Genomic DNA, 15403 nt, shown 5'->3' on the forward strand with positions numbered 1-15403 from the left:
GATCTCAAGTCGTTAAGACTTGAGACCACCTTTTTTTATATACACCCTTATTCTTGATAAAAACCATCTTTGAAAAAGTTGTACCATCCCTCGACGGTTTCGATTGGGAAACCCTCTAACTTCTTCATAACTTCCCTTGCAAATTCTAAAGAAGCTGTGCCATTAGCTGTAATAATATATTCACTCGAAACTGCCTGTTTTTCTATATAATTTGCTTCTCCTTTATAATTAGGAGCATTTTGTTTTAAATAATCCAATGAATTTCCGGTATGCGGTATGTTGTCTAAATAGCCATGTTCAGCCAAAAAAGTTGTAGCATCACATATAGCGGCTATAGGTACACTCTCCTGCAGACATTTTTCAATCATTGGAGTAATAGCTGAATTATCATTCCAGCCTGTGCCACCGATTAAAATTAACATTTCATACTGAGCAGGTAAACTGTCTAAAGTATAGTCAGGTACAACAGTAAATCCACCCATAGATTTGACATTGTCGCTAGTTAGAGCAACTGTTCTTACTTTATATTCACTTTCCTGCTTATTTAGTTCGGCACTAATATATCCGCTTTCCCAATCAGCGTAGCCATTGGATAGAAACATCAAAACTTCTTTTTTCATATATTAGCACTCCCTTTAAGTTCTAACGCCACTTCCGCCACTTCTCGCCCATTTACCAGCAGCACAATCCGGTGCTCTCCTGGATAATGACGCCGAGTTGTTAAATCAGCCCAACGATGTGTCCGTTTACCTGACAGAATTGTACCTCCAGGTACGGTCTTATCCGATAACAAAAAAGATTTACGGGAGGTTCGACCTGCCGCTTTCACGAAATAGATTCCGTATTCAATCCGAATCCGTGCCGGAGCTCCCTCACGAACTTGAAGCTTATACTGTAATTCAGAGCTTTCGCCAATGGTCAGGATTGAAGGTTCCAATAGAATGAAGGCACTCGTTATAAGTGGAGCAGCTTCGTCTGTCTGCTCTGCGTATCCGAATAAAGCCATAATCTCTGGCTCAGCTTTACGAATCAAAGAACGGCAGCCGTGCCGCACAATCCAGTCTGTATCGGGATGTGTTCCCTTCCAGCGCCGAGCGGTACCGAGCACCACTTCCGGATGATCCTTTGCAATATCATTCAAATGATTAGCGACACTTTTACGCACATACAGGGATGTATCCGCCTTAAGCTGCTCAAGTACAGGTAATACCGGCGCTGGGTCAAGCTTGAACATGGGGAGCGCCTGTCCCCAAGGCAGACGAGGCCGACAGCCCTCACTAGCCAGCCTACGTACATGCTCATCAGGGTGCTTCGCCCATATCTGCATTTGAGCCATCATCCGCTCTGGTTCCCGTAAGAGAAACGGCCTAACTGCAAATTCAGCCGATGATTTCGCTGTGAAACTTTCCAGCGCCTGCATAGACAACTCCCAATGTTCGTCTCCTTGGCCATATACCTCAACGAAATCCGGAAAAATCAAATAAGGAAATCCTACACAATCTTCAGCAATGGCGAATAGGATAGCCAGCGCTTCCTCATAAGGAAGCTTTAAGTGGCTGCCCAACGTCTCGGTGATCCGCCGCATTCTAGCCTTCAGCTCAAGCGTTTCCCACGGTTCAGTCATGGCTGAGCTTACAAATGCCTCAGTCTCGAAGACATTATGTACGCCACAAATCTTTTCGCCGAACTCACGCAGAAATTGTTCATTGTACATTGCTTTTAAAGGTTCAGCCATTCGATAATCCCTCATTTTCTTCTTTAGATCAGCAGACTTGATTCTGTCAGGAAATCGTAGCACAGCCAATTTGACAACAGTATGTCAACTTTGGCAGCTAAGAATTAATAAGTACCTTTACCTCTTCAATCCCTTGTTGGGCTCGACTGTTTAACGCGCGTTTATCTTTAAGGTTATGTTCTTTAAGTTCGTGTCCAGGATCAATGACCAGCGGCTGTGAGATTACATCCTCGAGAATTTGTACAGCAACCTTACAGCCTTGAAATAACAGTTCTTTTGTGATCACCTGGTTATGAGAACGAATGATTTCAAGCATTTTTTCCGCATAAATCAGTCTAACCAAACTATCAGCGCTCATAATATTCCGCGAAGCAAAAGAAACCACTTTTTCCACAATCCAGCTATCCTGATAATTCCGCGAGATGGATTCCAGTATCGTAATCGCATCCCAGTCCCGTATCGACAACTGCTTGACGTGCTCCATAGCCCATTCCTGCAGCCATTCCAGCTCCACTTCTCTTGGAATTTCAAAACTTTTGTACTCCTTAAGTACTCCTGCTTTATGCATATTTAAAAAATGACCCAAAAACTGAATGTACAGTTCCTTGGCTCTTTGTGTCGGTTCTGTCATCTGGCAATCATCCTTTCATTATCCAAATCATATCCATTCCCCGGTTTCTTTTCAAATTAAAATAAAAAAGGACAGGTAGCGAAATCATCGCAATACCTGCCCTTTAATAACTTCGGGTTATGGTAAATAGTTTGCTTCAACCGGAGGGGTTTTCTCCACTATTTTCAGTTCTAGTCCTCCGAATCTCTTCGCCAGCTTGTTATATACCAGCGCTACCAGCATACCCACCAATCCATAAATGAGTATCAAAATAACCGGCATAATCAAATAAGGGATACCCATAACAACAATAAACGTCTCTTTAATGATAAGCCCGACCACCACCATCCCTAGACCTACTATAAACAATAGCAATGTAGGAATGATCATAAAATAGATAGTTGTTTTAAAAAAACTCTTTTTGTTAATTTCCAGCACTTCATAGTCTTTCATTATGTAATCCCCTTAATTTATTTAGAGTGGTAAAATTACCCTCTTCGTTTCATTAAAGACGATCTTAAATACAATTTCAACCAAATTTCTCATATTTTCGACTTTTACCAAAGAATTCTTCCTAAAACTCAACGATAAATCATGGTAAAATAACTCCTATGGTTTAATATATCATCATGTACAAGATGTCACCGGAGGGAATAACATGCCACAAACATTAGTGAAAAATATTGATTTTTTTATAGCTGCCTTATCCCAAACCTATATTTCTGCGCTACAGCTTGATCCTGATGGAATGTATTCAGAGGTTGCTTCAGGAATTGTTGAACTGTTCTCTGACGAACAAGTACGGCTGAGAAGATATGACGGATCAGTATCCCATTATGCAAGAGACAACACCAAATTTCAGCGATGACAAAAGGACGTGAACTGGAAAAAGGTCATTGTGAATGATCCTCTTCCAGCTCACGTCCTTATTCACTCTACACACAACTAATCTAGCACAATCCATTCGCCTTCAGCATCCGCTGACTTCATTTCTGCTTCCACGATTCTTAAAGACTCCGCTGTACTCTCTGGCGTACAAATAATGATAGGCTTATCCTGGATAATAACATCCAGAAAATATACAAGCTCTCTATAGTAGCCAACATCCGGTGAAAGTTCCGCTAAATAGCCTGTCCCGTCATTCGGATTGACCTTGACCTCGCTGCCATCAAACACTATATTTCCACGTTCAAAATTAACCCGGTACCCCATGTAAAAACCAAAATCACCTTCCAGCGTCCAATCCACCTGAGCATTAATTACTTTTGCATCCTTATAAAAATAGTGAGTCGATGCGATATCATATCCGCTACCCGGAAGGACATTACGTCCTAAGGATGATACTTTATCCGGTCTGCCGAACAGATAGTTAATCATATCCGTATCGTGAATATGCATATCCATAATGCCTCCACCGCTTAGTGTCTCATCAAGAAACCAATCCTTAGGAGCACCAGATCCCCTGTAAAAATACCCTTCCGTGACCTGACCGAACTGCCCGCTCTCTATCACTTCTTTTAAATATTCATACCCCGGCCAAAAACGGAGACAATGTCCGATCATCAGTTTTTTCCCACAGCGGGCTGCCGTTTCCACCATTTCCAGCGCTTGTACGGAAGTTCTGGCCATCGGTTTCTCACAAAAAACATGATATCCACGCTCCAGCAGCGAACAAGTCATTTCCGCATGCAGATAAGTAGGAACCGCAATGTCGATCATATCCAGTTCCTCACTGGCTATCATTTTCTCCAGATCATCGTATAGATTGTAAGCTGACAAATCATAGACTTCCTGGGCAGTGCTCATATTCCCGGCTGCTTTTCCATCCTTTAATTCCTCAATTCGCAAATCACAGATGGCTTTAAGGGCAATGGGCTGCCCCTCTTTCGTTAAGCGCACATAATTATCAAAATGCATCCGGCCCATAAATCCAAAGCCGATCAAGCCTATTTTCAACATCGTGAAGTCTCCTTTACTAAAAGTATGGTACTTAACGTATCCGTATCCAGGCCCCTTCCTGATCAGCCGATTGGATTTCAGCCTCAATGATTTCTATGGACTGGGCAGCACTTTCGGGCATACATAGGGTCACTGGCTCATCGTTCTGGATGATTTTCAAGAAATATACCAACTCTCTGTAATATCCGGTATGCGAAGAAAGCTTCGCAATGAACCCCGGTTGACGATTAGGATTTACCTTAACTTCCGCGCCATCAAAGACTACATTTCCCCGTTCAAAATTAATCCGATAGCCCATGTAAAAACCAAAGTCGCCTTCCAGTGTCCAGTCCGCTTGGGCATTGACCACTTTTCCATCCTGATAAAAATAATGAGTGGAGACGATATCATAGCCACTTCCCGGTAAAACCTTCCGCCCAAGCGTTGATACTTTATCCGGTTTCCCAAACAAGTGATGGATGATGTCCGTATCGTGTACATGCATATCCAGCATACAGCCGCCACTTAGCTCATCATTGACCAACCACCCTTTAGGAGCACCGGAACCCCGGTAAAAATAAGCCTCTGTCACTTCACCGAACTCACCGCTAGCTATAATCCCCTTCAAATATTCATATCCCGGCCAGAAGCGAAGACAATGACCAATCAGTAATTTTTTTTCACTGCTTTGCGCCGCCGCTACCATCTTCCAAGCTTCTGCGGAATGTCTCGCCATCGGCTTTTCACAGAACACATGATACCCTCGTTCCAGCAGCGAACAAGCCATTTCAGCATGCAAGTACGTAGGTACTGCAAGGCTAATAGCATCTAGTTCTTCTTTTTCGAGCATATGCTCCAAATTCTCATAAAGGCTGTAAGGGGATAAATCATATACCTCGTGGGCCGTGTTCATATTCCCCGCGGATTTAGTATATTTAAGGACTTTAATCTGCGGGTCACAAATGGCAACCAGAGAAATCGGATGGCCGTCTTCCTGCAATTGAACATACTGATCAAAGTTCATTCGGCCCATAAATCCAAAACCCACCAGCCCCACTCTGAGCACAGCCTTCACCTCTCTTAAACTTAGTAACTAGTGCGTCCTAAAATAGCATCCATCGCTGCAGAAGTATTAAAAATGATTTGCTCCGAATAATGCGTATATGGCGGTATCATTTCTCCAGTAACATAATTGCTGTAGCCGATCTCTTGCAGTGCTTCCATAACAGCAGGATAATCCACATCCCCAGCAAGTAGATCAACAAATCCATGAAGTCCTCCGGCTGCCCGGCGGTAATCTTTGAAATGCACCTTCTTGATTCTATGGCCTAGAATCCGTATCCACTGCTCTGGATAACCAGAATGAACGATATTCCCTACATCCAGATAGGAACCTACATAATTGGAGCCTACAGCATCTATAAAAGAACGTAATTCGAGCGGAGACAGCAGGAATTTATTCCACACATTTTCAATCCCAATAGAAACACCCGCCATTTTTGCATCCTGAGCCAGATCACTGATCGCCTTCAAGGCTCGATCATAAGCTTTTTCATAATCGACTATTTCACAGCCCTCAATAAAATCCACACCAACCGCACCAGGAATGACAAGAATCGTATCTACGCCAAGTGTTGCTGCCAGCTCCAATTGTTTTTTACATACATCGATAGCCTTCGTCCGGTTCGCCGCGGATTCACTTGTCATGGCATATGACCAATATAGTCCTGTCGCCAGTCCTGCAATTTCTAACCCCATCTCCTGAATGGAATTTTTGATCTTAACAGCTTCTTTCTCAGTGGTTTGCAGGCCAAGTTCACCCGATTCATTCAAAGATAACTCAATTCCGTCGAAACCTGCCGCTTTAGCCAGACGTGCACATTCTTCGATCTCAGTACCTTCGCGAAACGACCAAATGTTTATTCCCTTTTTCATCTGAATCCTCCTCAAATTTGTTATTTTCCGTTTTTTAAGATTTTTCCCTAAGTGCGCTTATATCCTTGATTTATTTATATTATAATAGATTGTAAGTTGAATTTATTTAGGTGAACAAGAGATTTGTTGCACGATTCCGGTCTATTTAAAAATTCATTTTATACTGTATGGGAGGTTTATTCGTGGCTGAAAAAGAACCCCGTTATCCCCTGAGAAAACAGGTCCCCTCCCGGGAGTGGTCACCTGGCATTCACTACGCACAATTCCAAACCCTCTCACCTTGCCTCTTTCCAAGAAGAAGATTGTATGATTTCGAGCTGCTATACGTTCGCCAGGGGAAATTATCAACAAAGATGGATACGGAGGAATATATCCTGAATTCAGGACAACTGATATTTCTTTCTTCCGGGGTACATCATCAAAATGCGATTGTCTCAGATTCGGAAACCAAACTCATTGGGATCCATTTTGATTTTTTTGGGGAATCGATTATTACAAGCGATGAAGACATGCTGGTCAATGAGGAGGAGGTTATGGACGAGAAGTTTGCCTTGGAAGCTGTGACCGCTCCTTTTATGCCATTGTCACAGGAGCCCATTTATACCCCGCCACCCGAATGTATCCATGCGATGGAACAGCTCGTGCATGAATTTACGATGCGGCCTGCCGGTTATGAATGGGTCTGTCGGGGGTTACTGCTCGGCGTTCTAACCTCGCTGCTCCGAACACAAAGCTCCCGGAATACAGCCAAATCTTCCGTTCATACCGGGCGGATCAGAGCTTTAATCGATGAGATGGATTCAAAGCTAGCAGACCGCTGGAGCAATAAATCCATGGCTGGTGCCATGAATATGCATGAAGACCATTTCTCCAAGTTATTTCGTGAGGTGGCTGGCATGCCTCCTGGTGAATATCTCCGTTCCATCCGGCATCGAGAAGCACGCAAGCTGCTGCGCGAAACGGATTGGCCGATTGAACAGGTCGGGGATAAGGTTGGTTATCCTGATATCCATTATTTCAGCAGGGTATTTACTGCGAATGAGGGAATTTCTCCGCGGGCTTATCGCAAAATGTCCCGGATACTCTAGATACGGAAAACTCAAGATATCTCAGTCCAAGTAAGAAAAACTCCCAAAAACATTGAGGGTGATGGATTCTTCCTTATGATTCAAAAAGGCAAATGCCCCCTTCCCTGAAAAATCGAAGAAGGAGGCGGCGAACGTTCGTGTTTTCTGCGTTAATGCAGTATGCGGGGACGGCTCTAAAACTAATTAGGGAAAAACTCCCTGAAAACAGCCAATATTCGCTCTAAATGAACGAAATCAGGGAATTCCTCCCTAATAATAAGAGGAATAACTATAATTACTAACGAATCAGCTAAACTTTGGGGAGGTTTTCCCTGATTATTAGTCTGATGACCAAATATCCCGGAATTTCAGGGAGAAATTCCCCAATCACTCTATCGAAGCAGTACAATTCAGGAAAGTTGGAGATAACAGCAGCCGGAAGTCTAATTATTCGCCGTAGTTACGGCTGACTCTTAATGTATGATCTCAAATTGAAACCACACACTTTCCATCCCACCCAACTCTATTTCTTGGATCACGGCGTTATCCATCAGGATCGTCGTCTTTTGGATCTCGGAAGTGTTATTTACGGCACAATATCGACCCGTCTCAGGATACGCGTGACATTCAACATTCGGATTCACTGAGAACCATGAATACAATTGCTCCTCTTGATGTGCGGCCCAAAAGATCGCTCGGCTGAGTAGTCTGGTATTCTGAATACTATAGGGAAGCCCCGCGATATAAACGCCCCGCCCCTGACCAAATGAGTTCACGGCAAGATTGCAGCTGCCTTGATGCACGTCCAATATTTCTGCTCCGGCCTCCGCTTGATAAATCATGGTCATCCCTTCACCATAATTAATCTCACCTTCCAGATCTTCCGTTATGAAATGACCCTGCACAGGCGTTACCTTGGGCTTATTGATGCTTGCTGTAAATCCAATTTCCTTCTGAACACCTAGAATATCCGCTAGTTGAAAAAGAACCCCTTGATGTTCATAAGCTGATGGATCACCAATCCCAATAAAACCGCCCCCTTGCTCCACCCACTCACGAAGTGTTGCCACAACTTGCGGATCGCTCCATTGATCTCCACCGCTCCAAGAGGTGTGTACATCACCCGCGTTAATAATCACACCGATACTAGGATCAATCCCACTTAACCTGATGTCATCAAAGCTTATAAACTCAATGTCGAACGGCAAGCCCGCCAATGACTCTAATGCTCCTATGTAGGAATAACATCTTTGATTCCATAATGAATGAGCCACTTGATGTGTCTGCCAGCTTCGAAGGGAGCCCCAAGTATTCAGAACCGCCACTTTAAAAGGAGCTTTAAAAGGCTGTGTCCCTTCTGCATTGGCATGAATCCCTTTGAACTGCTTCGCAATCTCTGTCACATGATCTATAAAATCCGGGAATTGATGCGCTAGACTTAAATATCCGCCATACCCCATCCTGCCAACTGGTTTACGCATGAGCGCACGCCGGCATTTGATCCAGATCGGCATGGACTCTCCGACAGGGTCTCCCCCTTCAAAAAAGATATCTGGAAAGAAGTAAGGATAGAAACGTGCCTCGGTATCCTTAATAGGTATATCCGCAATCATACGCGTTGTAACGCCATCTCCTGCTGCCCCTACCACTGCATCGAGCCCGATCTCCGGAAAATATTTGCCATAAGGCTCTGTGCCAGCCCAGTGATCCCCGAAGAACATAATCGCTTTCTTCCCGAAATCATGCACCATATCTACACATTGTTTCGCATAACCTGCGATGAATTTCTGATTGAAGTCCATCCAGTCCAGATATCTTTGGGTCGGGTTCTTAAATGGTGTGTTATATCGCCCCTGATCCACAAAATCTTCCGCAGTCAATCGGTACCCATAAGCTTGCTCGAATTGCTCTAACGCAAGTGGACTCACACAACTCAGATAGCCAAACCAATTCACCTGTTTCTCCTTACCTTCCTTGTTAAATATCAAATCAAAATTATAAAAGAAGGTCGTAAAACGTACGATATCAGTCTTGGGATGTTTCTTTAGCCAATCCTCCAGCACCTTCAAAACATGCCCTTGAGCCTCGGGGTAACGAACATCCAACGGTAAACGATGCTCCTCATCCCAATCATTCGTGATGTGATTGTACATGGAGACCGGCTCCCATTTCTGGTAGGCCAAGAAACTGACCGTATACTTGTGAAATTGTACCGCCTGTTCAAGTGTGACAATTCCCTCTGCGTAACTCCAACATTCAGAAGGTAATACTTCTCCTGTAGTCCGGTTTACAACCTGCCAATATTTTTTTATATCCACATCTGTGTTAGGAATAAATTGCTCGGCAAAATAATCAGCCATAATATCGATGGCCTTCACCTTTGAAGTTACTATTACTGGAGCAGACATCAGATAAATCTGCTGTCTATATTGCGGATGCTGCTTCGCCCACTCGTTGTCCTCACGGACAAGACAAAGCGTTGAATAAATTTGCAGACCCATATCGAGAATGTCCTGCGATAGATTCGTGCCATCACTGTCACGTACGGCATCTACACCCCATCTTTCGACGAGATCGGCTATGACCTCTTCCATCCCTGTTTCACCAGGCAGTGTAAATCTTCCTTTGTCCACGTAACTTCCCTCCATATCTTTGTTGTTCAGCCCTTAATTCCGCCTGCGCTTATTCCTTGGAGCAATTGCTTTTGTCCTATCACATATAAAAGAATCGTTGGAATCAACACTAGGATCAGCGCGGCAAAAAGTGCACTCCAATCAGTAGCATAACGTTGTACCTCAAAAAGATTGGCTAAACCTACTGGCAATGTTTTTTTGCTATCACTTTGAATTAAGACCAATGCCAGCGGATACTCATTCCAAAAGCCCATCGCTGCCAGCATACAGACCGTCACAATGCCCGGTTTAGCAAGCGGCGCAACAATTCTGACGAGCACTCCTGTGTTGCCACAACCGTCAATCTTAGCGGCCTCTTCATAATCTCTAGGGACGGACTTCAGAAATCCACTTAATACAAAGATGGCAAAGGGAAACTGCAGAACAGCATAGATTAAACTGAGCATCCCGCGATTGTCTAACATCCCGAACGAATTCACCTGCAGAAATAAAGGAACCATAATATAGGAGGCTTGCAGAAAAATACAGGCCATATAAAGGTTAAGGATTAGTTTGGAGCCCCAAAACTTAAATCTCGTTAAGACATAAGCCATAGGAACCACAAAAATAACTAAAATCGCCGTGGATAACACCACAAGAAAGATAGAGTTCAGGAAATAACTCCCCATCTTGGATTTCTGAAAAGCACGTACATAGTTATCGAAGTGTAGGGCTTGTGGAAAGGAGAAGGGGTCGGTCAGAAATTCTGTATTGCTTTTAAATGAGGCTAAGAGATTCCATATAAACGGATATAACAAAACAATGGTGGCTACAATCAGAAACAGCCGCGTGATCCAGTTAGCAATATTCATTTTTAGAAGACTCTGTTGATTGCTTGTCATCCTTCTCCCCTACCCTTCTGCTCGATTTGTAAGTAGTCTGGACAGAAAAGAAAGCACAAAGGCGAACACCAGCGTAAATATAGCTATAGCCATGGCATAACCAAAGTTCGCATTCTGGAAGGCCTGCGTGTACATGTAGTGGAGTAAAACAGTAGTTCCACCTGCCGGACCACCGCCAGTCATTACAGTTACAACTATAAAACTTAAATTGATCGTACCTGCCAGAGACAACACAAACGTAATGCCAATAATATCTTTTAGCAGAGGGATCGTAATACTGGTAAGCTTCCGGAAATATCCCGCACCATCAATAGTCGCCGATTCAAACACATCCGCAGAAATCCCATCAATCGCAGCGATATACATGACCATATAATAACCAACCGCTTGCCAGATCAGTGTAACGGCTACACACCACAATGCTGTTCGGCTATCTCCAAGCCAGGGTCTGCTCAGTTGATCTAATCCGATGCTCCCCAGAATATTATTCAAAATGCCCATATTGGGATGAAACACAAAGGACCAGATAATTCCGACTACCGTCAAAGAGATGATACTAGGAAAGAAAAATACGGTTCGGTAAAATCCTCTTTCCTTCAGCTTCGTCTGCGTTAATAGAAAAGCGAGCACCAGCCCAAAAATCAACGTAATCACTGGCACGACCAGCATCAGTTTAAATGTATTACTCAGAGCTTTGAGGAACATCTCATCCTGAAACATATATTTATAGTTATCCAAAAAGATAAACTTGTTCTCATCACTCATCCCAGTAGCATCCGTAAAAGACATAAAAAATGCCCGAAAGGTTGGAATAATCATAAATACGAGGGTTAACAGGAGCGTTGGAATCGTGCATACCGCTATGAATAGCTTAGGATTTCTGGTTTTCGCTATCCTAATCTTTGATTTCCTCTGTCTAGGAGCTACTTCTGCCAGCTGCATTTCAGACATCTTTCACACTCCCCTTCATACAAAATGCATCCCGTTCATAGATAACCTTATCCATTCTTAACAGGATGCATTTGCATGAGATACTATAGATTATTTACTAGCCGCTTTCTCTTTACGAATCTGTGCAAAAGCTTTTTCCACATTATCCATCCATTGATCTGTGGTCATTTGGCCTGTCATCACTGGTGTGACCGTATTCTTGAACATTTCAGTGACTACACTAACCTTGGAACCCTTCGGTAATGATTGCCAGCCCTGTAAAATAGAAATGGAACCATTATAAGCCTCGAACATGTCATAGACACCTTTAGTCAAAAATGGCTTAGACAGCTCCTTCGCATCGTTAAGAGCATACGCCCCATTCGCTTTTTCCGCGAATAGTTTCACAGACTCATCGGTATACAGGAACTTCAAGAATTCCTTAGCGAGCTCAGGATTCTTGGCCTTAGCAGGGATGGAGAATTGCTCGTAGCTGGAAAGCACATACTTCTGATCGCCTTTATTGAACACAGGTACAGTTGTCATCCCAAATTCAAACCCATTTTCTCTAGGTGAATCCTTCATTTCATTTTCCATCCAGTTGCCGTTTACGATAAACAAAGCTTTACCCATCATCATATCGGTCTGCGACTGTGTATGGTTCAAGGCAACCGTGCCGTCCATCAGATAACCGTCTTTAGAGATTTTATAGAAAATATCCAGTACTTTTTTGATCGTGTCGTTCTTAAATGAACCTTCCTCATAAGCAAAGACTTTATCCAGCGTTTCTTTTCCCCCCGCACTCGCAATGGCCGGGTAGAGAATTTCCTCCAAATAATCCGGATAGATGCCTTGGTAAGTGAATAAAGCCCGCTTCGTTTTGGTTCCATCTGCATTAACCAGATAGTTCTCCTCTTTGTTCAGCTCATCCCCTAAAGCAAAGAACTCCTCCCAAGTCTCAGGAACACTCCAGCCTTTTTCTGTGAACAGTGTTTTATTGTAAATCAAGCCCATCGGTCCAGCATTAAAAGGTGCGAGGTACGTCTTTCCATCTTGATAGGGCTGAAATCTTGTACTGTCCAGCATCCCCGGTAGAATCATATCCTTAAGCGTCTCCTCTTTATCAAGCGCTTTGCTTTCAAATACATCGCTGATATCTAGCAGTCCTTTTTCTTTAATCAGTGAAAGCACGATGCCACTTTGCTCTGTATCTGTAACGGATAGGAAGTCGGGAGGATTACCCGCAACAATCTGCGGCCGGATTACTTCACCAACTTTAGGATTAATCGTCATGTTCACTTTCACACCTGGATAAGCACTTTCGAATTTGCTGACAATTTCATTCCAATAATCCGCACCATATCCCCCTTGGAATACAGCAATGCTAAGTTCCTTGTTATCAAAATCTTTAGCAGGTTCTTCTTTAGTCTTCCCGGCGTTCGTTGTACTTGTAGCTTGCGCGGTGCTCGTAGCTTTCGTTGAATCAGATTCATTCGAGGCAGCAGGTTTATTATTGCTGTTCCCACAGCCGAGCAACCCCACACCTAGCAGCATTACTGCTAATAATGTACTCATAGTCTTTTTCATAAACGCCCTCCTTAAGATATTCTTGTAAACGCTTTTTTAATAATCTAAGTATAGAAGGATTTACGCTATATTTACATTTACAATACAAACCTACCTATGTATTATCTTATCCATCTTCCAATGCAAGCTCGTATAAGCTTATTCATCAGGGTCACATAACCTGTAAACTTAGCCGTTAACGGAATGGATAATATTATCCATTCCATAGATTATTCTCACTTTTCGCCGCTGCATATATATTCCATTGTTCTTTTTATGTTAACTTGTAAGTAAAAGATAGTGAATGGGAGGTCATCCACCTGAGTCGACGCAAAGGGAAGCTGCATTTTCCTAATCCTCCGCAAATCATGCGCAAGGTTAAAATTCAAAATCGCTTAACCGTCATTTTCTTAATCGTATCCGTGATCCCAATCATCTTTATAGGTTTCTACTCCTACACCATTTACTCCAAATCTATTAACAATAAATTAAGTAAATCCACATTTCAGGCTTTAACACTGCTTAATCGAACGATGTTAAGTGAACTTAACAACTATCAATATCTTGCAGGCTCTGTTTCTACCAATAGTATTATTCAGGAGCGTTTATCGGCAGCACCAAATGAACCCGCTCCTAGCAATGCTGCCATTAATCATGCCATGGACAATTTATATAGAACCATCTATCCCGGATATGTCCAGAACGTTCGGGTCATCGACGCCAAGAACCAACCTATTTATGAATTAGGCTACGATGGCATCCCCAATCCTAAGTATGAAGAAATTATGAAACAAGTAGAGCTCAATGCCCCTTATGACAGTCTTAACTACGCAAAAAGCTATCGCGCTTACAATACCATTGTCCTGGGCCGGAAAATTTTTGATCAAGATGACATTGGCGTTCCCTTAGGTCATGTGTTTGTTTTTATTGGTGGGGAGTTATTTTCAAAAGTCATTCTTTCCAGTGTGGATTTAGGTACAGGTTCCAGTCTCCTTATTATGAATAGGGAGGGAAAAGTAATGTCCTCGAATCAAAAGGATACTCCGCTAGGAGAACCCTATTATAAAGATGAGCTTTTTAAGCAAATCAAGACACAAGAGGCAAAGAAAAACCATTCCTTCCAAGGCATGGTCAATGGCAAAATGCAGCAAATCTCCTATATTAACAATAATCAATTAGGCTGGTACATGATTTCTACCGTGCCCTTCTCTTATATCAATTCAGAGACAAGTAAAATCACCACTGGACTACTTATTGTTGTCAGCATCATTGTAGTCGTGTGTATTCTAATTATTATCGTATTGTATAAAAGCATCCTGAAACCAATCAAACAAATCATCGTCTTCTGCAATCAAATTTTTTATGGTGATCTATCGAGCCGGATCGAAGATCACAGCAACGATGAAATGGGCGTGTTGGCCAATAGAATTAACAGCATGGTCAGTAGAATGGAACAGCTGATGAAGGATCAAAAGAAAGATCTGAAAAGAAGACGTTCGCTCGAATTGCAAATGCTGCAATCGCAGATTAATCCTCACTTTCTTTTTAATACACTTAACTCCTTACGATGGCTGGCGATGATTAACCAGGTTCCCGTCCTTAGCGACGGCATCTCCTCACTAGCTGAATTGCTGCGTAGTACCATTATCGATCAAGATGAGCAAATCACCATCAAGCAGGAGCTGAACAATCTGGATCATTATTTTGCCATTCAAAAAATACGTTATGCCGACAGGTTTGACATTGAATATGACTTGGATGAGTCTTTATTACAGAGCATGATCCCCAAGCTCATCCTGCAGCCGATCGCAGAGAACGCGATTCTTCATGGAGTTACAGATATAGGAGGAAAAGTTCTAATCCAAATTAAGGTATACGCAAAAAATGAATACACCCTTATTATTGAGATCATCGATAACGGAAAAGGGTTTGACACCACCAAATCTGAAAAAGCTGACAATCTGTCGGGTATCGGAATTTCAAATGTGGCCGATCGCATTAAACTTCAATACGGTGAGAGTTACGGGCTGTTCATCACAAGCTCAATGGGTCATGGAACCTGCTGCCGCCTAATTATCCCTAAACAAACATACGAACTTAAGGGGTGA

At 42.9% G+C, this 15403-nt stretch carries 14 protein-coding genes; 3 read left to right on the top strand and 11 right to left on the bottom strand.

Annotated features, from left to right (window positions below; translation table 11 throughout):
- Positions 1-47: 47 nt before the first annotated feature.
- From NST94_RS21505 to NST94_RS21520, 4 genes are all read right to left on the bottom strand, one after another.
- Entirely contained in the window at positions 48-620 is a 573-nt protein-coding gene (locus NST94_RS21505) for a type 1 glutamine amidotransferase family protein (RefSeq protein WP_339281243.1), read from the bottom strand.
- The gene (locus tag NST94_RS21510; RefSeq protein ID WP_339281244.1) at positions 617-1735 is read right to left on the bottom strand and encodes a hypothetical protein; all 1119 of its coding nucleotides are present in this window, start codon (positions 1733-1735) and stop codon (positions 617-619) included. The genes NST94_RS21505 and NST94_RS21510 overlap by 4 nt, the downstream gene beginning before the upstream one ends.
- 97 nt (positions 1736-1832) lie before the next feature.
- Complete coding sequence (locus NST94_RS21515) at positions 1833-2366, bottom strand: hypothetical protein (RefSeq protein ID WP_339281245.1); 534 nt, start codon at positions 2364-2366, stop codon at positions 1833-1835.
- Positions 2367-2483: 117 nt separating this feature from the next.
- Entirely contained in the window at positions 2484-2798 is a 315-nt protein-coding gene (locus NST94_RS21520; protein WP_076130239.1) for a hypothetical protein, read from the bottom strand.
- Positions 2799-3003: 205 nt separating this feature from the next.
- Here NST94_RS21520 and NST94_RS21525 point away from each other — a divergent pair, with 205 nt between their 5' ends.
- Complete coding sequence (locus NST94_RS21525; RefSeq protein WP_036683023.1) at positions 3004-3213, top strand: hypothetical protein; 210 nt, start codon at positions 3004-3006, stop codon at positions 3211-3213.
- Positions 3214-3290: 77 nt separating this feature from the next.
- On the opposite strand, the gene NST94_RS21530 is transcribed toward NST94_RS21525, so the two are convergent.
- The 3 genes from NST94_RS21530 to NST94_RS21540 are packed head-to-tail and all read right to left on the bottom strand — an operon-like array spanning position 3291 to position 6218.
- Positions 3291-4304: a Gfo/Idh/MocA family oxidoreductase gene (locus NST94_RS21530; RefSeq protein ID WP_076308954.1), complete on the bottom strand. Its 1014-nt coding sequence runs from the start codon at positions 4302-4304 to the stop codon at positions 3291-3293.
- Positions 4305-4335: 31 nt separating this feature from the next.
- Positions 4336-5349 (bottom strand): Gfo/Idh/MocA family oxidoreductase, encoded by a 1014-nt coding sequence (locus tag NST94_RS21535; protein WP_339281246.1) that lies wholly within the window; start codon positions 5347-5349, stop codon positions 4336-4338.
- A gap of 20 nt (positions 5350-5369) precedes the next feature.
- Positions 5370-6218: a sugar phosphate isomerase/epimerase family protein gene (locus tag NST94_RS21540; protein WP_339281247.1), complete on the bottom strand. Its 849-nt coding sequence runs from the start codon at positions 6216-6218 to the stop codon at positions 5370-5372.
- Between the two features lie 182 nt (positions 6219-6400).
- Between NST94_RS21540 and NST94_RS21545 the strand changes: the two genes are divergently transcribed.
- Positions 6401-7306 (top strand): AraC family transcriptional regulator, encoded by a 906-nt coding sequence (locus NST94_RS21545; protein ID WP_339281248.1) that lies wholly within the window; start codon positions 6401-6403, stop codon positions 7304-7306.
- A gap of 452 nt (positions 7307-7758) precedes the next feature.
- Here the strand turns inward: NST94_RS21545 and gnpA are convergent, their stop codons facing one another.
- From gnpA to NST94_RS21565, 4 genes are all read right to left on the bottom strand, one after another.
- Positions 7759-9918, bottom strand: coding sequence for a 1,3-beta-galactosyl-N-acetylhexosamine phosphorylase (gene gnpA, locus NST94_RS21550; protein ID WP_339281249.1), 2160 nt, complete (start codon positions 9916-9918; stop codon positions 7759-7761).
- Between the two features lie 26 nt (positions 9919-9944).
- Positions 9945-10799 carry a carbohydrate ABC transporter permease gene (locus NST94_RS21555; protein ID WP_312150139.1) on the bottom strand — a complete coding sequence of 285 codons (855 nt, stop codon included), beginning with the start codon at positions 10797-10799 and terminating at the stop codon, positions 9945-9947.
- 9 nt (positions 10800-10808) lie between these two features.
- Complete coding sequence (locus NST94_RS21560) at positions 10809-11750, bottom strand: sugar ABC transporter permease (RefSeq protein ID WP_339281250.1); 942 nt, start codon at positions 11748-11750, stop codon at positions 10809-10811.
- A gap of 90 nt (positions 11751-11840) precedes the next feature.
- The gene (locus tag NST94_RS21565; protein ID WP_339281251.1) at positions 11841-13316 is read right to left on the bottom strand and encodes a carbohydrate ABC transporter substrate-binding protein; all 1476 of its coding nucleotides are present in this window, start codon (positions 13314-13316) and stop codon (positions 11841-11843) included.
- A 347-nt stretch (positions 13317-13663) separates the two neighbouring features.
- On the opposite strand from NST94_RS21565, the gene NST94_RS21570 reads away from it, so the two are divergent.
- Positions 13664-15403, top strand: coding sequence for a sensor histidine kinase (locus tag NST94_RS21570; RefSeq protein ID WP_076130231.1), 1740 nt, complete (start codon positions 13664-13666; stop codon positions 15401-15403).

Origin of the sequence: Paenibacillus sp. FSL H8-0282 (genome assembly GCF_037963825.1) — a bacterium.
In the GTDB taxonomy this organism is placed as follows: domain Bacteria; phylum Bacillota; class Bacilli; order Paenibacillales; family Paenibacillaceae; genus Paenibacillus_AQ; species Paenibacillus_AQ odorifer.